Origin of the sequence: Bradyrhizobium rifense (genome assembly GCF_008123425.1) — a bacterium.
Lineage (GTDB): Bacteria > Pseudomonadota > Alphaproteobacteria > Rhizobiales > Xanthobacteraceae > Bradyrhizobium > Bradyrhizobium rifense.
On record NZ_VSSS01000051.1, the window covers coordinates 115,413 to 135,733 of the forward strand.

Genomic DNA, 20,321 nt, shown 5'->3' on the forward strand with positions numbered 1-20,321 from the left:
TGAATCATGTGCTGAGACCCGAGAGGTCCCGGCCGGTTCGGTAGCGTCGGGTGGAGTAAGCGTTGCGTACAGAGTTGTCCCATGCGCGCCGGCGGCGTCGCGCGATGCTTGTGGCCGCCATCCTTGCAGCACCGCTGCTCGCTGCCCCCGCCCCGGTTTCGGCCGAAGGCCTGTTCGACTTCTTCTTCGGCGGAGCCCAGCAACGCCCGCAGCGCGACGTGCCGCAGGCGAGCTCCTACGTCGATCCCTTCGCCAGTCAGCAGAACCCCGCGGCCCAGCCGCAATATGTACCGCCGACCCGTTCGGCGGCGGCCGGCGGCTCTGGCCCGGCGTTCTGCGTGCGCAGCTGCGACGGCAAATATTTTCCGCTGATGCGCGGCCTCGCCTCGCCGGCGCAGATGTGTCAGGCCTTCTGTCCTGCCAGCACCACAAAGGTCTTCTTCGGCTCCTCGATCGACGGCGCCTATAGCCAGACCGGCGAGCGCTACGCCGACAGCGAGAACGCATTCGCCTATCGCAAGGCGCTGCGCGCGGACTGCACCTGCAACGGCCGCGAGCCAGCCGGGCTCGCTCCGGTCGATTTGACGCTGGATAGTTCGCTGAAGGCCGGTGACGTCATCGCCACCAGCGACGGCCTGGTCGCCTATACCGGCGTCCGCCTCGGCATGGAGCAGACCGCCGAGTTCACCCCGGTCGCCTCCTATCCCGGCCTCACCGCGCAGGTCCGCGCCCGGCTCGGCGAGATGAAGGTGGCCCCGGTGCGTGCCGAGACGGTGGCGGCTGATGCGCCGGCAGCCGAGATCGTGCGCGAGGCGCTGCCGGATGTCACGGTGCCGAAGACACCGGCGAAATCGGCGAAGCGCGCGGGGTTGGATTAAGGCCCCACTCTAAGCAATCCAGACTGCCACCGCGGAGGCACTCTGGATTGCTTCGTCGCTTCGCTCCTCGCAATGACGGAGGTTGCGCCCTACCGCCCGATAATCACCCCGATCACATTCGGTGCCGCCAGATATTTCTCCTCGATCGCCGCGCGCGCGGCAGCGCGGTTTTCGGCCGTCAGCAAACCGCGCTTCTCGGCCAAGATCATCCAGCAAAAACCCCACCAGTCGGTCAGCATGCCCGTCTCGCTGACGAGGTCATAGCCTTGCTCGGCCGCGAAGATGCGCGCATGCGCTTCGTCCAGCGTATCGAGGAAGTGATGATCCTCGGCGGCGAACAGATCGTCGCTGATGTCGTCGATGGTGTAACCCCAGATCGACTGGCACACCGCGTTGAACTCGCGGTCGAACTGGTCGTCGTCGACGGCATAGCGCCGCGCCGCCTGGTGCAGCCGCGACAGCGACCGCGCGAAATCGGCGATTCGGGTGAGTGCAAATTGATCGAAGGCAATGGTGGACATGTAGTCCTCGCGACGGCTGTCAGACCCTAGATATTGTGTCGGCAATGCGCCGAATCACAATGATATATCAAAGGCTTGCTAAAGTGTTCTTAATTTGTTCCAGAGCGCGACAATACAAGGTCGAGAGTCTTCCCTCTTAGTAGAAGGGTTTGTTGGAGGACCGACACGTGAGACTGCAGGATGCAATCCGAATGGCACTCGAGCTAGGCCGCCCGACAGGTTTCGTCACATTCGATCAGCTCAACGAGTTGTTGCCATCGACCACCTTGACGCCCGAAGACGTCGAAGCGGTCATGCAGGCGCTCAGCGACGAAGGAATAAATCTCGTCGAAAGTGATCCGCCATAAATTTCGCCAGGACGACGATGGGGTGGCAGTTTCGCTTCGCCGCAACGGCTCAATTCGCCGCCGACATCAACCGATCTCCGCACGCACTCGCATAAAACTTGCCGCCGCATTGGCGCTTGATGGCGGCGCAGCGCGCGGCGGGAGTTGCATTTTGCGGGACGGTGAAGCCGCAGCTGAGGCCGTCGGCGCTGCGCTTGCCGGCGGCGAAAGCGGCGCTCGAAGTGGCGATGCAGATGACAAGAAGCGCTGCGGCGGCGATTTCGAGCAGCAGTCTCATGGCGCGTCTCCTCCACAGTGATGGCTGAATCTGTCGTCAATGTAGCACCAAATCGGCGTTCCCCCGTGCTGCCCCGGGTTCCCAAACCGGCCCGTTCCTTGCATAATTTTGCGCCAGCGCAGTGCACGGCCGCGCCAGGGATGGTTCCGGTGCAGGGGCAAGACGCGTAGGGTTCAGTGGTGTTCTCGCGACCAGGAAGTGACGGCCTTGCAAGATCAATCGTTCCAGTCAAATTTCCCCGCCCTCGGTCAGCCCATCGACGAACTCGCGTTGTCGGAGATCAAGGGCGCGATCCTGGCGAAGCTGCGCCTTGCCATCGGCAAGGATGCGGGCATGGCGACCAAGCACGACTGGTACCAGGCCGCGGCGCTGGCGTTGCGCGACCGTATCGTGCATCGCTGGCTGACGGCCGAGAAGCGCAGCTACGACGCAGGCCGCAAGCGCGTCTATTATCTCTCGCTCGAATTCCTGATCGGCCGTCTCTTCACCGATGCGCTCAACAACATGGGCCTGTTGAAGATCTTCGAGGTTGCGCTCGGCGATCTCGGCGTCTCGCTGCCTGAGCTGCGCAAATGCGAGCCGGATGCGGCGCTCGGCAATGGCGGCCTCGGCCGCCTCGCCGCCTGCTTCATGGAGAGCATGGCGACGCTGTCGATCCCCGCGATCGGCTACGGCATCCGCTACGATTACGGCCTGTTCCGCCAGATCATCAATCAGGGCTGGCAGCAGGAATATCCGGACGAATGGCTCGGCTTCGGCAACCCCTGGGAATTGCAACGGCCGGAAGTGATCTACGACATCAATTTCGGCGGCGGCGTCGAGCATGTCGACGACAAGGGCCGCGACCGCGCGATCTGGCACGCGAGCGAGACCGTGCAGGCGATCGCCTATGACACGCCGATCGTCGGCTGGCGCGGCCAGCACGTCAACGCGCTGCGGCTGTGGTCGGCGCGCTCGCCCGATCCGCTCAAGCTCGACGCCTTCAACAAGGGCGACTATGTCAGCGCCAGCGCCGAGCAGTCGCGAGCCGAAGCGATCTGCAAATTCCTCTATCCGAACGACGAGAGCCCGGCGGGCCGCGAGCTCCGCCTGCGTCAGGAATATTTCTTCGTCTCGGCCTCGCTCCAGGACCTCATCAAGCGGCACCTCGCCTCCGACGGCCAGCTGCGCAGCCTGTCGTCCAAGGTCGCGGTGCAGCTCAACGACACGCATCCGAGCCTCGCTGTCACCGAGCTGATGCGCATCCTGGTCGACCTCCACAATTTCCGCTGGGACGAGGCCTGGAAGATCACGGTCGCGACGTTGTCCTACACCAATCACACGTTGCTGCCGGAAGCGCTGGAGACCTGGCCGGTCGAGCTGTTCGAAAAGCTGCTGCCGCGCCATCTTGAGATCATCTATCGCATCAACGTGCAGCATCTCGCGCTGGCCGAAGCACGCGCCCCCGGCGACATCGACTTCCGCGCCTCGGTCTCGCTGATCGACGAAAAGAGCGGCCGGCGCGTGCGCATGGGCCAGCTCGCCTTCGTCGGCTCGCACCGCATCAACGGCGTCTCGGCGATGCATTCGGATTTGATGCGCGAGACCGTGTTCCACGATCTCAACCATCTCTATCCCGGCCGCATCACCAACAAGACCAACGGCATCACCTTCCGCCGCTGGCTGATGCTGGCGAACCCCAGGCTGACCGATCTGCTGCGCGAGACTTGCGGCGAAGCCGTGCTCGACGACCCGACGCAGCTCTCGCTGATCGAGGCGCGCGCCAGCGACGTCGAATTCCAGAAGAAATTCCGTGCCGTCAAGCTTCACAACAAGACGGCACTTGCGCGGCTGATCGGCGAACGTCTCGGCATCAAGGTCGACCCGACCGCGCTGTTCGACGTGCAGATCAAGCGCATCCACGAATACAAGCGCCAGCTGCTCAACGTCATCGAGACGGTCGCGCTGTATCAGTCGATCAAGGATGATCCCAACGGCAATTGGGTGCCGCGGGTGAAGATCTTTGCGGGCAAGGCAGCCGCGAGCTATCGCTATGCAAAACTGATCATCAAGCTGATCAACGACGTCGCGGAGGTCGTCAACAACGATCCCGCCATCGGCGGCAAGCTGAAGGTCGTCTTCCTGCCCGACTACAATGTCAGCCTTGCCGAAGTGATCATTCCCGCCGCCGACCTCTCCGAGCAGATCTCGACCGCCGGCATGGAAGCTTCCGGCACCGGCAACATGAAGCTGGCGCTGAACGGCGCCATCACCATCGGCACGCTCGACGGCGCCAATATCGAGATCCGCGACCAGGTCGGCGTTGAGAACATCGCGATCTTCGGCATGGAGGCCGGCGACGTGATGATCAAGCGCAAGCAGGGGCTGGATGCCTCCGACGTGATCCGCAATTCGCCAAAGCTCCAGCGCGCCATCAATGCGATCGGTGCCGGCGAGTTCTCGCCCGGCGACCCTGGCCGCTTCGAATCCATCGCGCACGCGCTGCGCTATCTCGACCATTACATGGTCAGCGCCGATTTCGATTCCTACTACGAAGCACAGCGTGCGGTCGACGCGCGCTGGCAGGTGGCGCCGGCCTGGACCCGCGCCTCCATCCTCAACGTCGCGCGCATGGCGTGGTTCTCGTCCGACCGCACCATCCGCGAATATGCCGAGGAGATCTGGAACGTGCCGGTCAATCCGATTGCCCCGCCGTTCCAGACGGCCGAGGATTTGCGCGACGCGGCGAGCTGATTTTTTCCGCAGCGTGAAATCGAGGTTACCTGCGAGGTTATTGCATCTCGCAGCGCGGATGATGATATGACTATCGTCATCCCCAAGCGCCGTCGGTCCGGATTGCTTTGCTGCGCTCGCAATGACGACGGGGTCGGCATCGAGGACCAAGAATGCACGCCAAGCTCCCGCACCCCTTCGACGACGCCACCCGCATCACCGCCGGTGACTCGAGCTGGCAGGGGCACACCAGCGACGACTATTGGGCCTTCGTCGGTCCGTTCGGCGGCACCACCGCCGCGACCATCCTGCGCGCGCTGATCGACCATCCACAACGCGCCGGCGACCCGCTGGCGTTGACCGTCAACTATTGCGCGCCGATCGCCAAAGGCCCGTTCGATCTCGACGTGCGTCTGGTAAAGGGCAACCGCTCCAGCCAGCACTGGAACGTCGAACTGTCGCAGGGCGGCGGCGAGGTCGCGACGCTCGCCACCGCCGTGTTCGCCGAGCGCCGGCCGTCCTGGGAGCACCGGGTCGCGCAATATCCGGATACAAAGCCGTTCGAACAAACGCTGCCGTTCCCAAATATCAAGGCATCCTGGGCCAACCAGTATGAATTCCGCTTCATCGAGGGCGAAATGCGGCTCGGCCCGCCGCAGGCGGAGCTCGCCAGCACCTATTCAAAGATCTGGATCGGCGATCGCGAGCCGCGCAAGCTCGACATGCCGTCGCTGATGTCGATGTCGGATGCCTTCTTCGGCCGCATCTTTCACGCAAGGCGCGAGCTGGTGCCGTTCGGCACGGTGTCGCTGACGACGTATTTTCACACTGACAGCGAAGAGCTCGCGGCCGAAGACATCACGCGCGTGCTCGCGACGGCTGACTCGAAAATCATGCACAAGAGCTACGCCGACCAGAACGCCGAGCTGTGGTCGCCGAACGGACGGCTGCTCGCGACCACGACGCAGATTGCGTATTTCAAGGCGTAGCTGCTTCCACAAACCCGTCATTGCGAGGAGCATAGCGACGAAGCAATCCAGAATTCCTCCGCGGAGGGATTCTGGATTGCTTCGCTGTGCTCGCAATGACGAGTGGAGAGATATTGCGAGAAATAAAAAGGGCGGCCCTTCGGCCGCCCTTTTGCATTTCAAGCAGAAGCGGAAATTACTCCGCCGCGAGCTTCACGTCCGGCGCAGCCGCGCGCACTTCGGCGTCGACCTGGGCTTCGAACTTGGCAAAGTTCTTCTGGAACATGCCGACCAGGCTGCGCGCGGTCTTGTCGAACTCGTCCTTGTCCTTCCAGGTGTTGACCGGGTTGAGGATCTCGCTCGGCACGCCCGGCAGAGCGGTCGGGACGGCGAAGCCGAAATATTTGTCGGTGCGGAATTCGACGTTGCGCAAGCTACCGTCGAGGGCGGCGGTCAGCAGCGCGCGCGTCACCTTGATCGGCATGCGCGAACCCGTGCCGTACTTGCCGCCGGTCCAGCCGGTGTTGACCAGCCAGCAGTCGACATTGTGCTGGGCGATCAGGTCGCGCAGCATGTTGCCGTAGACGGATGGATCGAGCGGCAGGAACGGCGAGCCGAAGCAGGTCGAGAATTCCGGCTGGGGTTCGTTACCCAGACCGCGCTCGGTGCCGGCGACCTTGGCCGTGTAGCCGGAGAGGAAGTGGTACATCGCCTGCGCCGGCGATAGTTTTGCGATCGGCGGCAGCACGCCGAAGGCGTCGGCGGCGAGCATCACCACGTTCTTGGGCTGCGGCGCGCGGCCGGTGCGCGAGGCATTCGGGATGAAGTCGAGCGGATAGGCCGAGCGCGTGTTCTCGGTCTTGGAGCCGTCGTTGAAATCGACGACGCGGGTGTCCTCGTCGAGCACGCAGTTCTCGAGCACCGCGCCGAAGCGGGTCGACGCCGCGTAGATCTCGGGCTCGGCTTCCTGCGAGAGCTTGATGCACTTGGCGTAGCAGCCGCCCTCGAAATTGAAGATGCCGTTCGGGCCCCAGCCGTGCTCGTCGTCACCGATCAGCGTGCGGTTGGGATCGGCCGACAGCGTGGTCTTGCCGGTGCCGGACAGGCCGAAGAAGATCGCGGAATCGCCCTGGGCGCCGACGTTGGCCGAGCAGTGCATCGGCATCACGCCGCGCTCGGGCAGATAATAATTCAGCGTGGTGAAGACCGACTTCTTCATTTCGCCGGCATAGTAGGAGCCGCCGATCAGCACGATCTTGCGGGCGAAGTCGATCGCGACGACGTTCTCCGACTTGCAGCCATGGCGCTTCGGATCGGCGCGGAAACTCGGCATGTCGATGATGGTGAGCTCCGGCGTGAAGCTCGACAGCTCGATCGCCTCGGGACGGATCAGCAGCGTGCGGATGAACAGCGAGTGCCAGGCGAGCTCGGTGAAGACGCGGGTCTTGATCCGATAGGCCGGATCGGCACCGCCATAGAGGTCCTGCGCGAACAGGCTTTTGCCTTCGGCGTGCTTGAGGAAGTCCTGATAGAGCGTCTCGAATTGCTCCGCGGTGATCGACTGGTTGCCGGCCCACCACATCTTCTTGTCGGTGGTGGCGTCACGCACCGTGAACTTGTCCTTCGGGCTGCGGCCCGTGAACTCGCCAGTGTCGGCGCAGAGCGAACCGTCGGCGGACAGCACCGCTTCCCCCGCGGAGAGCGAGTATTGATAGAGCTGCGGTGCGCCCAGGTTCCAGTGAACCTGCTTGAGATTCTTTAAGCCGAATTTGTCGGCACCGAAGGCACCGTTGCGCACGCCCGTCTCTTGCACGAAAAATCCTCCTAGAACCCGCGACACATAGCGCGACCTAACCTTGGCGCCATCGCGGTCACCGTGAATTGCAGGCCGGCCGGCCTCGGCTGGACGACCTAATACTGATGAACGCTGACGTTGCCAAGCTGATCCCGCAGGATTTGGTTTATTCAAGGACCGCGCCAAACGTCGCGCATGACAGCTCTGAGCGACTGCATCAAAAAATCAGAAATGGTCGCGCAACCAAACGCGCATTTCGGCGTTATTTCGCGTTTTGCGACGCACAATCGTGCGCCGGTCTATCGTACCGCACCTTCGCCGATCAACGCGAACGGCCCCCACATCGCAGGGTAGGCATTGCGGGGCGACGAGGTGTCATCAACGTACGTTAACATCGCGCGCCGCAGAGCTTCGGCTCTGCCGATCTTTGGTTCGTTTTTGAGCAGATCGAAAGTCGAAGTGGTCAAGCGGGTAGCAGCCTCCGAATCCACTGCCCAATGCGAAACCAAGAGCGCGCGCGCACCGGCATAAAAGAAGGCGCGCGCCAGTCCCGACAGGGCCTCGGCGCCCGGCTTGTCGCCGGCGATCGTGTTGCAGGCCGACAGCACGACCCAATCGGCATTGAGCTTGAGCTGGGCAACTTCGCTCGCCGTAAGCAAACCGTCGTCGAGCTCGGACGGCTGATCGGGAATCGACAGCGCAAGCGATGGCTCGCCCACACCCTTGATGTCGCCGGCGACGAGGCCATGGGTCGCAAAGTAGATGATGCTGTATTGAGCAAGCGGTGCACGCTTGAGCGTCGCTTCGCTGGCATCGCGGCCGAGATGAATGTCGGCATCAGTCGCGCCGACATCCTTCGCTACGGCGTTCAGCTCATCCGCAGTATCGGGAAGTTGCGGCAGCGCCTGGGCGAGCCGCGCGCGATCGACGCCCGCGCCGCGCCAGAAGTCGGTGTAAGCGATGGTCGCGATGCTGCGCGCGGCAACCTTGCCGCCTGCTGCGCGCCGGTCGGACGGAACACCCTCGGCGGGATTGAACACGGGATCGCCAAAGCCGGTCATCGGTTTGACGCCCTGATCCTTGCGCGCAAAGGTGCGCAGCGATTTCAGGCTGACCACCGATGGCAGCACCGAGATAGCTTGACGGCGCAGCAACCAGGCAGCGCTGCGATAGCCTTCGAGCGTCTCCGGGATTGCAGCTTGCGGTGTCTCCGTGACGAGCAGATGAAACGGCAGCGCGGTGAGCGCGCCCGACGGCACTGCGAGCAGGCTGCGCTTGTCCCTGGTCAGCGCCTCGACCGGGCCGAGCAGAGTGACATAGAGTTCGTTGGCGAGCGCGAGGTCGAACAAGCCTGATTTGCCGGCGCCGTCGCGCGCCTTGCCGACATCGAGACCTCGGCGGAAAGACGTGACCTTCTGCGCCAGCGCGTCGGCGCCAAGCGGAATTTCCTTCCAATCGGCGCGCTCGCGCGTGATGGCGATGACATAGCTGCGGTTATCGACGACGGAATAGAGCACCATCGCCTCATCGGCCGACAGCAGCGGCTGGACGTCCTTGACCGTCAACGGCAGCGGGTTGGAGAGCGAGGCGTAGTCGGGGAATTCAATGGCGAGCGTCTTCTGCGAGCCGGCGCGCTCGCTTGCGATGGCTGCGATCCGCGCGCGGCTGCGTTGCTCGGAGGCGACGTCGCGCTGCGCCGGCGGCTTCGACACGGCCGCGATGATCGCTTTGTCCAGCGCCTCAGATTCGGCTCCGAGATCCTGGTCCTTACGCACCAGCTCGGCGAGCCGGTCGCTGCCGGCGGCGAGCCGCACCGCGAGCTTGTTCACGGCCGATGCGGCGGAGGATTGCGTGCCGCGCTGGATCGCGGCGAGCGCCTCGTCGAGCGACTTGTCTTGCGGCAGCAGCGCTTGCTGGTGCGCCGCAAACAGGATCGGCAACACCACGCGCAGCTGCGCGCGGTCGTTCGCAAGCGTTTTTTCCGCGAGCGGCAACGCGTCCGCAGTTCGCCCGGACACAAAGAGGAAATAAGCGAGATTGCTGGTGGATGCCGCGACGTCAGGATGATCCTGCCCAAGCGCACGCTCGCGGATGGCGAGCGCGCGGCGATACAGCGGTTCGGCATCGGCATAGCGCTGCTGGTGCTCGTAGAGGCCGGCGAGATTGTTGAGGGACCGCGCGACGTCGGGATGATCGGGCCCCAGCGCTTTTTCGCGGATCGCGAGCGAGCGCTTGATCGGCGCTTCGGCTTCGGCGTCGCGACCGAGATCGCGATCGACCTGGCCAATGTTGTTCAGGACCGTGGCGACCGCAGGATGCTCGGGCCCGGCGGCCTTCTGGTAGATCGCGAGCGCGCGCTGAAACAGCGGCTCGGCTTCGGCCTGGCGCTGCTGCCTGACATAGAGCGTGGCCAGATTGTTGAGAGCCTGGCCGACATCGGGATGCTCGCGTGACAGGCTCTTTTCCCGGACGGCCAGCGCGCGCTTGAACAGCGGCTCGGCTTCGGCAAAGCGGCTCTGCCGCTGATACAGCGCGGCGAGATTGGTCAGTTCGGCCGCGACCGGTGCGTTGTCGAGACCGAGCGACTTCTCCATCAATGCGATCGAACGCTTGTAGAGCGGCTCGGCGAGGTCGTCCCGGCCCTGACCGGCATAGACCTGACCGAGATTATTCAAGGCCGCCGCAAGTTCGCGACCGTTGTCGCTTTTCTCCAGGCTCGCGACCATTGCCTGCGCCAACGGAAGCGCTTCCGAATATCTGCCGGCCTTGGTGAGCTCGTTGATCCTGGCACTCTCCGTCGCGAGATTGCCCTTCTGGGCAATACCTGGCGTAGCCAGCGATGCAGTGATCACGAGCGCCAAACCCGCGACCCATGCCAAACGACAACGCTTCATGAACCCTCTCGCCGCCAACCGCACGGAGACCATTACGGTCTTGGGTCGCCGCGATGTGCGCCAGCGTTCAAAATTGTTGCAGCTGGTCCGTCTTCTATCCGTCTTTTGATCCGTCTTGGCTAATCCGAATTGGCTAATCCGTCTTGGCTAATCCGTCTTGGCGCGTGCTTCGCTCGCAAGCCTGACCAGCATCTTGCGCAGCGCCGTGCCATTCGTCACCCGCTCCGGGAAGTCCAGCCGCAATGCGGTCTGGCCCTCCTGCATGTCGAGGCCCTCGGGGTCGCAGCCGGTGCAGCGCCAGTCTCCCTCGGCCGAACCGAGCAGCTTTGTCGCATAGAGGCCCATGGCATCGCGGTGGTCGGCGTTCATGTGCTCGACCGCCCCCTCCTCCGCCGCCAGCAGGTCCTCCGCACCGGCGAGGTCCGTGAGGAACTGTTCCGGCTTGAGATCCACGATTCGGCCAAAGCCTGCGACTAGATGGGTTCCGGTGGGGTGGACCCGGAAGAACGAAAAATCCTTAAATGAGACAAAGGCTTCCGCCGACGGATGGGCATTGAGATACCGCCGCTGGAGCAGATCCCTCTCGTCCTCGGCCGGTTCGGCCCGGCCCGACAGCATGATCCGGGCGCCTTCCAGCGGATCGCCGGCGGCACGCTCGTCCAGCATCAGGGAGACCCGGCTGTCTGCGAGGATGTTCTTGGTATGAACCGCCAATCGGGAGATCAGTAGGATCGGCGAGCCGTCGGGGTGGCTGGCCAGATTGACCAGGGAACAATAGGGATCGCCGCTCCCCGGCATGAGCGTCGCGAGCGCCCCCTGCCGCGACCGCCTGAGCAGCGATTTGGTGAGCGTTCCGGGGGCGAAATCAGGGGTCGGTTGCATTGGCTTTCTCGGCTCAGGTGGTTGCAAGGAGGGCCTTTTTTCGGGTAAACGAGGGCCGGGTTATGGGTCGACATGCGGCGAATCTGCCGTGTTTCGCGGAACTTGGTCACACTTCAGCCCAGCTTGCATTGCTCGGTGACAAAGTTCGAATTCCAAGTTCGGGACCCATGTATGCGGCGCATCACTGGATTGCTCGCCGTTTAAGCCACGACCCAAACGGAAAGCAGAAAGCAGAGGCTCATGCCCACAATCGCTTTGGTCGACGACGACCGCAACATTCTCACATCCGTCTCGATCGCGCTGGAAGCCGAAGGCTATCGCATCATGACCTACACCGACGGCGCCTCCGCGCTTGACGGTTTCCGCACGACCCAGCCCGATCTCGCCATCCTCGATATCAAGATGCCGCGCATGGACGGCATGGAGACGCTTCGCCGTCTCAGACAGAAGTCCGACCTGCCGGTGATCTTCCTGACCTCCAAGGACGAGGAGATCGACGAGCTGTTCGGCCTCAAGATGGGCGCCGACGATTTCATCCGCAAACCGTTCTCGCAGCGCCTGCTGGTCGAACGCGTCAAGGCGGTGCTGCGCCGCTCGGCGCCGAAGGATCCGACCGTCGCGCCGAAGGAGAACGATGCCAAGGCGCTCGACCGCGGCCTGCTGCGCATGGATCCGGAACGGCATACTTGCACCTGGAAGAACGAGCCGGTGACGCTGACCGTCACTGAATTCCTGATCCTGCAGGCACTGGCGACACGGCCCGGCGTGGTCAAGAGCCGCAACGCGCTGATGGACGCCGCCTATGACGACCAGGTCTATGTCGACGACCGCACCATCGACAGCCACATCAAGCGGCTGCGCAAGAAGTTCAAGGTGACGGACAACGATTTCGAGATGATCGAGACGCTCTACGGCGTCGGCTACCGCTTCAAGGAAGCCTGAGGCGCACGCGCCTTCACGACAGATGAGGGCTGCGCCGGTTCTGATTCCATCAGAACTGGGCATGCTCTAAAGCGCGATGTGATCGCGCTTTAGGTTATTGTTTGAGCATGATCTTTTCGGAAAACCGCTGCACACTTTTCCGGATCATGCTCTAGGATGCGGGGACCGTCGCACGAGCTGTCCTAACGCGGGCGTAAGCATTGCTTGACCGAACGCAGCCTGATCCGAGTTCGAACGCCGAGGACGTTACCGCCCACGGCGCCTCGGAGCATGAGGACAAGCCGGTCGCGCGAGGCTGGGGGCCGCTGAACTGGCTCAAGCGCGCCGGCCAGTTCTTCTTCGCGCTGTCCTTCTCGAGCCTGACCCGCCGCATCGTCTCGCTCAACCTCGCGGGCCTCGTCGCCCTGGTCGCGAGCATCCTCTATCTGTCGCAGTTCCGCGCCGGCCTGATCGACGCGCGCGCGCAGAGCCTGCTGGTGCAGGCCGAAATCATCGCCGGCGCCATCGGCGCCTCGGCGACGGTGCAGACCAACGCGATCACCGTCGACCCCGAGCGGCTGCTCGACCTGAAACTGGGTGAGAGCTATGGCGGGCCCGACGATTCGCTGGATTTTCCGATCAATCCCGAGCGCGTGGCGCCGGTGTTGCGCACGCTGATCTCGCCGACCAAGACCCGCGCGCGGATTTTCGATCCCAACGGTTCGGTGTTGCTCGACAGCCGTGACCTCGACGTTCTCAGGGCTTTTCCGCTGCCGCCACCGTCCGAGAAACCCGGGCTGGTCGAGCGCGCCATGGTCGCCACGCGCACCTGGCTGAACCGCGGCGATCTGCCGCTCTATCGCGAACTCGGGCGCGAGAACGGCAATGGCTATGTGGAAGTGGCCGATGCGCTCCAGGGCCAGAAGCGCTCGATGGTGCGGGTCAATGCGCGCGGCGAGGTAATTGTCTCGGTTGCGGTCCCCGTGCAGCGCGCGCGTGCCATCCACGGCGCACTCATGCTGTCAACCCAGGGCGACGAAATCGATCAGATGGTCACGGCTGAGCGCCTCGCGATCCTGAAGGTCGGCGGCGTCGCCGCCGCGGTCATGATCATGCTGTCGCTGCTGCTCGCAAGCACGATCGCAGGTCCTGTGCGCCGGCTCGCCGACAGCGCCGAGCTGGTCCGCCGCCGCATCAAGACCCGGGTCGAGATTCCCGACTTCACCCGCCGCCGTGACGAGATCGGCCATCTCTCCGGCGCGCTGCGCGATATGACCGGCGCGCTCTACAAGCGGATCGAGGCGATCGAGATGTTCGCCGCCGACGTGGCCCACGAGCTGAAGAACCCGCTGACTTCGCTGCGCTCCGCGGTCGAGACGATGCCGCTGGCGCGCAACGAGACCAGCCGTGCCCGCCTGCTCGAGGTGATCGAGCACGACGTCAAGCGGCTCGACCGCCTGATCTCGGACATCTCGGATGCGAGCCGGCTCGATGCTGAATTGCAGCGACAGGATGCGGTCCCGGTCGATCTCAAGCGGCTCCTGGGCACGCTGGTTGCCGTCGCCAATGAGACAAAGCTCGGCCACGACGTCGCCGTCGAGGCGCGCTTCGAGGGCCGCAGCCCGACCGACACGTTCGCGGTCACGGGTCATGATTCGCGGCTCGGGCAGGTGGTCTCCAACCTGCTCTCCAACGCGCAGTCCTTCTCGGAGGCCGGAGCCAAGGTGCGGCTGACCTGCCGCCGTGTCCGCGGCGAGATCGAGATCGTGGTCGACGACGACGGCCCCGGCATCCGTGACGACGCGCTGGAGCGGATCTTCGAGCGCTTCTACACCGACCGGCCGCACCAGGGCTTTGGCCAGAATTCCGGCCTCGGCCTGTCGATCTCCAAGCAGATCGTCGACGCCCATGGCGGGCGCATCTGGGCGGAGAATCGCGCCGGCCCCGCCGACGAGGACGGTGCGCCGACGGTTGCCGGCGCGCGCTTCGTGGTGAGACTACCGGCGCTATGAGCGACGGCGGGCCGAGCGTTCACGCCTCCGCGGTCAAGGTCGGCCCCCTGGCGGTGCTGATCCGCGGGCCCTCGGGCGCCGGCAAATCGCGCCTTGCCTTCGATTTGATCATGGCGGGGCGCTCAGGCGTGGTGGACAGCGCCATCCTGGTCGGCGACGACCGTGTCCATCTGGCGACAGTCGGCCACGAAATTGCGGTTCGTCCCGCCCCCCTCCTGGCCGGCCTGATCGAGATTCGTGGACTGGGAATCCGCGGCTGCGACTTCGTGGAGCATGCGACGGTCGGCCTCGTGGTCGATCTAGACGCCGACGACGCCGAACGGCTGCCACCGCCGGAATCGCTGAAAACCACCATTTTAGGTGTCGAAATACCGCGAATCCCGGTCGGGCGCGGCGATTCGCCCCTCCCCTTGGTTGTCGCGGCCTTGACCACTACCAAGAGTTAACCTCCGCCTAACCCTTGAGGCGATTGTTTGAAGGGAAATTGTAACCATATGAACCGCACACTCGCGACCGAATAGACCGGCGCAGCTCCCCTTATCCATCCGTCTAGATTCAGGGAGATACGCAACATCCCCCCTTGCGCGGGGGCTCTGGATGGTCAAAGTGGCGCGTTCGTGCGGTGCACCAAAAGCGCCCGCGGGAGTTTTCCGATGATTGGTCTAGTACTTGTGACCCACGGGCGCCTTGCCGACGAATTCAAGGCAGCGCTTGAGCATGTCATGGGCCCACAAAAGCAAATCGAAGCGATTACGATCGGTGCCGAAGACGATTCCGATCTGTGCCGAAGCGACATCATCGAGGCGGTTAACCGCGTCGATTCAGGCGACGGCGTTGCGATCCTCACCGACATGTTCGGCGGCACCCCGTCGAACCTCGCGATTTCCTGCATGAGCCGGCCGAAGGTCGAAGTGCTCGCGGGCATCAACCTGCCCATGCTGGTGAAGCTCGCCAAGGTGCGCGAGGAGCGTCCGCTGCCCGACGCGATCGCGATGGCCCAGGAAGCCGGCCGCAAATACGTCACCATCGCCAGTCGGGTGCTCGCCGGCAAATGAGCGACGACGCGCCACAAGCGGGGACAGGCGTGCCCGCGGGCGCGATCTCCAAAGAGCTCCTGATCATCAACAAGCGTGGCCTGCATGCCCGCGCCTCGGCGAAGTTCGTCCAGGCGGTCGAGCGCTTCAACGCGCAGGTGTGGGTGACGCGCGGCGGCGAGACCGTCGGCGGCACCTCGATCATGGGCCTGATGATGCTCGCGGCAGGACCGGGCACCACGATCACGGTCGCCGCCGCCGGCGACGATGCCGAGGCCGCGCTCATGGCGATCACCGAGCTCGTTGAAAGTAAGTTCAACGAGGAAGGGGTTTAGACCCCTCGGTCACTTCGCCGGTGGGGCGATGTAGACGTTCCAACTCATCGACGGGCCGGCCTTGCCGTGGGTGAAGCGGCGCGTCGTCATCACCATGCGCTCGGCGTTCGGCGCGATCTCGGACACCCACTTCTCAAATGCCGGCAAGCGACCATCGGTCGGATCGAACACGCCGACAAAGCCGTATTTCTTGACGTCGTCGAGTGTCGTCAGCCCGGACCCCCACGCCTCGTTCGGCGTGAATGCAGCCGGATGATCCGGACTGTAGAACACCATCGGCTGGATCGACTCCATCGTGCCGGCGACGATCGCCCAGCGCGAGGCGAAGCGCGAATGCCAGGCTTGCGTCAGCTCGCGCGCGAGCTCCGAGCGTGCGCCATAGGTCGCCGTGTTGTCCGAATTCGCCGCCATCTCGCGCGCAGCGATCCAGGGCGAGGCGACGAGCGCCGCAACGCTGAGCACCAGCCAGATCGCGACGATGTTGAACAGCACCGCACTCTGCACCCGCAGCGCGGGGATCGCGACCAGCGCGAGCGGCACCAGGAAGAACAGCGAGATACCCCAATCGGTCTTCATGTAGATGCTGAAAGCGAGCGCGCCGAGCGGCGGCCCGGCTGCAACGATGATCTGGATGATCCAGATGTTCAGCGCCTGGGAAACATTGACGCCCGCATTGGCGCCGCGCGCCCAGGCCCGCGTGACGATGCGCAAGGGCGCGCGCACAAGCAGCGTCAGCCACGGCGGCACCAGCGCCATCGCGAGTGCAGCGAGCGCCACCGGCAGCGCCAGCAGCGCGGCATTGTGCAGGACATAGCCGAACACGAGCTGACGTACCTGGCTGGCATCCTCGATGCTGTAGGTGTCGCCGGCATAGGTCAGCGGCACGAAATGCGCATCCGCGAGCCAGACGATGTGCGGGATCATCGCCACCACCATCGTCGCGATCGCAACCCACGGCGCCGGCGACAGCAGGAACTTCATGCGCTCCGGATGAATCAGTGCGGCGAGCCCAATGGCGCCGATCATGGTCAGCACCCAGTATTTGGTCATCAGCGCCAGCGCGCCGGCGAGCCCGAGCCAGATTCCGGACTGCCAGCTCCGCTTCTCGAACGCGTTGAGGTAAGCGAGCACGACGAGCGGCAGAGTGACGAGCTGAAGCAGATCGGGGTTGTACTTGAACCCCTTGAAATTGAAGATCGGGTAGAGCGCGACCATCACCACGACCAGGAACGCGCGGCGCGGATCGACCACACGCAACGCGACCAGCCAGCAGATCACCATGCCAACGCTGACGGTCGCCATCGCCAGCGCATAGGTCGCCCAGTCCGTCGCCGGGAACACCTTGAACCAGACGCCGGCGATCCAGCCCGACAGCGGCGGATGCTTGCCGTAGCCCCACAGGAATTTCTGGCCCCAGCCCCAGGCTTCTGCGACGTCCATGTGAACGTCCTGCGCTGCCTTGAGATTGATCAGGATGAAGGTCCAGATCACCGCATGCAGGATGGCGAGCTGGATCACCAGCCAAAGCCGGGCCGAGGGGTGGGTCGCGTAGGCAACCAGCCAGGCCCGGAAACGGTCAAAGGAGAGGCGGGTCTTCGCGCGCGCCCGGGCGGAGGGGATCGAGGTCGTTGACATCGCCGTTGCGTAGCGCGTTTTGGGCTCCCGTGGAATCAGCTTGGCGTGAAGAAAGGCCCTGAAAATACAGCAATATGGTTGCCGCACGGGGATGTGAGTGGTATCCCGCGCCCATGACGACCGTCCCCATTTCCAACATCCGCAATTTCTCCATCGTCGCCCATATCGACCATGGCAAATCGACGCTGGCCGACCGCCTGATCCAGATGACCGGCGGCCTCACCGACCGAGAAATGGCGGGCAAGGAGCAGGTGCTCGATTCCATGGATATCGAGCGCGAGCGCGGCATCACCATCAAGGCGCAGACGGTCCGCCTCGCCTACCACGCCAAGGACGGCAAGGATTACATCTTCAACCTGATGGACACGCCAGGCCATGTCGACTTCGCCTACGAAGTCTCGCGGTCGCTGGCGGCCTGCGAGGGTTCCCTGCTGGTGGTCGACGCCAGCCAGGGCGTCGAAGCGCAGACGCTCGCCAACGTCTACCAGGCGCTGGACAACAATCACGAGATCGTGCCGGTCCTGAACAAGGTCGACCTTCCGGCCGCAGAGCCGGAGAAGGTCAAGCAGCAGATCGAGGACGTCATCGGCATCGATGCTTCCGATGCCGTGATGATCTCGGCCAAGACCGGGCTCGGCGTGCCCGACGTGCTGGAAGCCATCGTCACCCGCCTGCCGCCGCCGAAGGGCGATCGCGACGCGACCTTGAAGGCGCTGCTGGTCGATAGCTGGTACGACGTCTATCTCGGCGTCGTCGTTCTGATCCGCGTCGTCGACGGCGTCATGAAGAAGGGCAGCCGCGTCCGCATGATGGGCACGGGTGCGGCCTACGACGTCGAGCGCGTCGGCTTCTTCACGCCGAAGATGACACAGGTCGACGAGCTCGGCCCCGGCGAGATCGGCTTCATCACCGCCGCGATCAAGGAAGTCGCCGACACCCGCGTCGGCGACACCATCACCGACGACAGGAAGCCGGTCACCGAGATGCTGCCGGGCTTCAAGCCGGCGATCCCCGTGGTGTTCTGCGGCCTGTTCCCGGTCGACGCCGACGACTTCGAGACGCTGCGCGCCGCGATGGGCAAGCTGCGGCTGAACGACGCCAGCTTCTCCTTCGAGATGGAAACCTCGGCCGCGCTCGGCTTCGGCTTCCGCTGCGGCTTCCTCGGCCTGTTGCACCTCGAGATCATCCAGGAGCGGCTGTCGCGCGAGTTCGATCTCAATCTGATCGCGACCGCGCCGAGCGTCATCTACAAGATGAAGCTGAACGACGGCTCCGAGATCGAGATCCACAATCCGATCGACATGCCCGACGTGGTGAAGATCGCGGAGATCCAGGAGCCCTGGATCGAAGCAACGATCCTCACCCCCGACGACTATCTCGGCAGCGTGCTGAAGCTGTGCCAGGACCGGCGCGGCTCGCAGAAGGAGCTGACCTATGTCGGCTCCCGCGCGATGGTGAAATACGATCTGCCGCTCAACGAAGTTGTGTTCGACTTCTACGACCGCCTGAAGTCGGTCTCCAAGGGCTACGCCTCGTTCGACTATCATCTGACCGACTACAAGCCGGCCGATCTCGTCAAGATGCAGATCCTGGTCAACAACGAGCCGGTCGATGCGCTCTCGATGCTGGTGCATCGGACCCGCGCCGAGGGCCGCGGCCGCGCCATGGTCGAGAAGATGAAGGACCTGATCCCGCCGCACATGTTCCAGATCCCGATCCAGGCGGCGATCGGCGGCAAGGTGATCGCGCGCGAGACCGTGCGCGCGCTGCGCAAGGACGTCACCGCAAAGTGCTACGGCGGCGACATCACGCGTAAGCGCAAACTTCTGGAGAAGCAGAAGGAAGGCAAGAAGAAGATGCGGCAGTTCGGCAAGGTCGACATCCCGCAGGAAGCCTTCATTGCCGCGCTGAAGGTGGACAGCTGAGGCTGGTCGGGGTCCGGCTTGGGATTTTCGGCGCTGGACACCACAAATCTCGAAAACAACCCCATGCACAGTAGCCGGCGCCCTGTCGGCATTGCGCTTTTTTCGATTTTTACGAATATCGTTTGACTCGTCGGGCAAAACAGGCGCAAGATGCGATCATCGCGGCGTGTGTGACCAAGAGGGCGCCCGCACCGGAAATCCGTCATGGCCGATATCACCGTACATCTGGACGATGAGCTTTACGACAAGGCTTCGCGAGTCGCGCGACTGGACAATGTGAGCGTGAACGAACTCGTCGAAGACGTCATGCGCCGTCACCTGGATTACGTCGAGGTGGTACAGGATTTTTCCAAAATTTCTTCACTAGAATTGCGGAGACAGTGCACTTAAATTGCGTGTTCAGTGCACTGTCACCGTAGGCGCTTAAGCCCCGGCATCGCCATTTCCTACTGCCAGAATCTGTCACCACCCCACGCTAGGTTTCCTTTCAGTTCACCAATCCCTGAAAGGACAACCATGAATAGCCAAAGCAGCGGCAAAGCGTTGCAAATCGCGAAGACCTATGTCGAGGCCATCGCTCGCAAAGATGTCGATACGATCATCTCCGTCTCGGCGGACGACGTTGTTTGCACGTCGCCGATCGGGCGGATCATCGGGGCCGAGAAGTTTCGCGGGTTCCACGGCGGGTTCGCCCGCATGATCAAGGCAGTGACGATTCTCGCCACCTACGGCGACGATCAGCAGGCTGTTGTCGTTTACAGCGCGGACACCCATCCGGTTGCCAACGCAATCGTCGCAGAACTGCTCAAGGTGAAGAACGGCAAGATTGCATCGACCGCCGTGATCTACGACGCTGCTCCGTTCTCTGCCTATATGGCGACGGCCCGACCGCACTAGGGCACGATCGACCATGAAACGGATTCAATATTCCTGCTATGGCGGCCCCGAAACGATGAAGCTCGAAACCTTCGAGCTGAAGGCGCCGGGGACCAGCGAGGTCGCTATCAAGGTCAAGTTCGCCGCGATAAACCCAATCGATTGGAAGGTGCGCAACGGCTATCTGAAAATGATAACGGGCAAAAACTTTCCACGCGCCATGGGTAGCGACTTCTCCGGCATCGTGAGCGCTGTCGGTGCGGGCGTAACGCGCTTCAAGGTCGGAGACCCCGTGCGGCTGCTCGGAGC

At 63.5% G+C, this 20,321-nt stretch carries 18 protein-coding genes and 1 pseudogene; 13 read left to right on the forward strand and 6 right to left on the reverse strand.

What is annotated here, in order from left to right:
- The first annotated feature begins 104 nt into the window (after positions 1–104).
- Positions 105–878, forward strand: a complete 774-nt coding sequence (locus tag FXB40_RS31300; RefSeq protein WP_187437270.1) for a DUF2865 domain-containing protein — start codon at positions 105–107, stop codon at positions 876–878.
- Positions 879–967: 89 nt separating this feature from the next.
- Here FXB40_RS31300 and FXB40_RS31305 read toward each other — a convergent pair whose 3' ends face one another.
- A complete protein-coding gene (locus tag FXB40_RS31305) occupies positions 968–1,399 on the reverse strand; it encodes a hypothetical protein (RefSeq protein WP_148775958.1) in 432 nt (143 codons plus the stop codon).
- A 191-nt stretch (positions 1,400–1,590) separates the two neighbouring features.
- On the opposite strand from FXB40_RS31305, the gene FXB40_RS31310 reads away from it, so the two are divergent.
- Entirely contained in the window at positions 1,591–1,746 is a 156-nt protein-coding gene (locus FXB40_RS31310) for an RNA polymerase sigma factor region1.1 domain-containing protein (RefSeq protein ID WP_148775959.1), read from the forward strand.
- 49 nt (positions 1,747–1,795) lie between these two features.
- Here the strand turns inward: FXB40_RS31310 and FXB40_RS31315 are convergent, their stop codons facing one another.
- Positions 1,796–2,023: a hypothetical protein gene (locus FXB40_RS31315; RefSeq protein WP_148775960.1), complete on the reverse strand. Its 228-nt coding sequence runs from the start codon at positions 2,021–2,023 to the stop codon at positions 1,796–1,798.
- 207 nt (positions 2,024–2,230) lie between these two features.
- Between FXB40_RS31315 and FXB40_RS31320 the strand changes: the two genes are divergently transcribed.
- Positions 2,231–4,756, forward strand: coding sequence for a glycogen/starch/alpha-glucan phosphorylase (locus FXB40_RS31320; RefSeq protein ID WP_187437271.1), 2,526 nt, complete (start codon positions 2,231–2,233; stop codon positions 4,754–4,756).
- A gap of 152 nt (positions 4,757–4,908) precedes the next feature.
- Positions 4,909–5,724, forward strand: coding sequence for an acyl-CoA thioesterase (locus FXB40_RS31325; protein WP_148775962.1), 816 nt, complete (start codon positions 4,909–4,911; stop codon positions 5,722–5,724).
- 175 nt (positions 5,725–5,899) lie between these two features.
- On the opposite strand, the gene FXB40_RS31330 is transcribed toward FXB40_RS31325, so the two are convergent.
- From FXB40_RS31330 to FXB40_RS31340, 3 genes are all read right to left on the reverse strand, one after another.
- Positions 5,900–7,516: a phosphoenolpyruvate carboxykinase gene (locus FXB40_RS31330; RefSeq protein ID WP_148775963.1), complete on the reverse strand. Its 1,617-nt coding sequence runs from the start codon at positions 7,514–7,516 to the stop codon at positions 5,900–5,902.
- Positions 7,517–7,797: 281 nt separating this feature from the next.
- Entirely contained in the window at positions 7,798–10,392 is a 2,595-nt protein-coding gene (locus tag FXB40_RS31335) for a CHAT domain-containing tetratricopeptide repeat protein (protein WP_187437272.1), read from the reverse strand.
- Between the two features lie 147 nt (positions 10,393–10,539).
- On the reverse strand, positions 10,540–11,274 hold the full coding sequence (locus FXB40_RS31340) for a HugZ family pyridoxamine 5'-phosphate oxidase (RefSeq protein WP_148775965.1): 735 nt from the start codon (positions 11,272–11,274) through the stop codon (positions 10,540–10,542).
- 240 nt (positions 11,275–11,514) lie between these two features.
- On the opposite strand from FXB40_RS31340, the gene FXB40_RS31345 reads away from it, so the two are divergent.
- From FXB40_RS31345 to FXB40_RS31365, 5 genes are all read left to right on the forward strand, one after another.
- A complete protein-coding gene (locus FXB40_RS31345; protein ID WP_148775966.1) occupies positions 11,515–12,216 on the forward strand; it encodes a response regulator transcription factor in 702 nt (233 codons plus the stop codon).
- 200 nt (positions 12,217–12,416) lie between these two features.
- Positions 12,417–14,207, forward strand: coding sequence for a sensor histidine kinase (locus FXB40_RS31350; protein WP_148775967.1), 1,791 nt, complete (start codon positions 12,417–12,419; stop codon positions 14,205–14,207).
- Positions 14,204–14,653, forward strand: coding sequence for an HPr kinase/phosphorylase (locus FXB40_RS31355; protein ID WP_148775968.1), 450 nt, complete (start codon positions 14,204–14,206; stop codon positions 14,651–14,653). The genes FXB40_RS31350 and FXB40_RS31355 overlap by 4 nt, the downstream gene beginning before the upstream one ends.
- Positions 14,654–14,860: 207 nt before the next feature.
- Positions 14,861–15,262, forward strand: coding sequence for a PTS sugar transporter subunit IIA (locus FXB40_RS31360; protein ID WP_007597752.1), 402 nt, complete (start codon positions 14,861–14,863; stop codon positions 15,260–15,262).
- A complete protein-coding gene (locus tag FXB40_RS31365; protein WP_148775969.1) occupies positions 15,259–15,576 on the forward strand; it encodes an HPr family phosphocarrier protein in 318 nt (105 codons plus the stop codon). The genes FXB40_RS31360 and FXB40_RS31365 overlap by 4 nt, the downstream gene beginning before the upstream one ends.
- A gap of 9 nt (positions 15,577–15,585) precedes the next feature.
- Here the strand turns inward: FXB40_RS31365 and FXB40_RS31370 are convergent, their stop codons facing one another.
- Positions 15,586–17,211: a glycosyltransferase family 39 protein gene (locus FXB40_RS31370; protein ID WP_148775970.1), complete on the reverse strand. Its 1,626-nt coding sequence runs from the start codon at positions 17,209–17,211 to the stop codon at positions 15,586–15,588.
- Positions 17,212–17,324: 113 nt separating this feature from the next.
- On the opposite strand from FXB40_RS31370, the gene lepA reads away from it, so the two are divergent.
- The 4 genes and pseudogenes from lepA to FXB40_RS31390 all read left to right on the forward strand — a co-directional run.
- On the forward strand, positions 17,325–19,136 hold the full coding sequence (gene lepA / locus FXB40_RS31375) for a translation elongation factor 4 (protein WP_148775971.1): 1,812 nt from the start codon (positions 17,325–17,327) through the stop codon (positions 19,134–19,136).
- A gap of 204 nt (positions 19,137–19,340) precedes the next feature.
- The gene (locus tag FXB40_RS31380; RefSeq protein ID WP_148775972.1) at positions 19,341–19,526 is read left to right on the forward strand and encodes a hypothetical protein; all 186 of its coding nucleotides are present in this window, start codon (positions 19,341–19,343) and stop codon (positions 19,524–19,526) included.
- A gap of 126 nt (positions 19,527–19,652) precedes the next feature.
- On the forward strand, positions 19,653–20,033 hold the full coding sequence (locus tag FXB40_RS31385; RefSeq protein WP_148775973.1) for a nuclear transport factor 2 family protein: 381 nt from the start codon (positions 19,653–19,655) through the stop codon (positions 20,031–20,033).
- Positions 20,034–20,046: 13 nt separating this feature from the next.
- Positions 20,047–20,307, forward strand: a pseudogene (locus tag FXB40_RS31390) (alcohol dehydrogenase catalytic domain-containing protein); the annotation flags it as partial.
- Between the last annotated feature and the right edge of the window lie 14 nt (positions 20,308–20,321).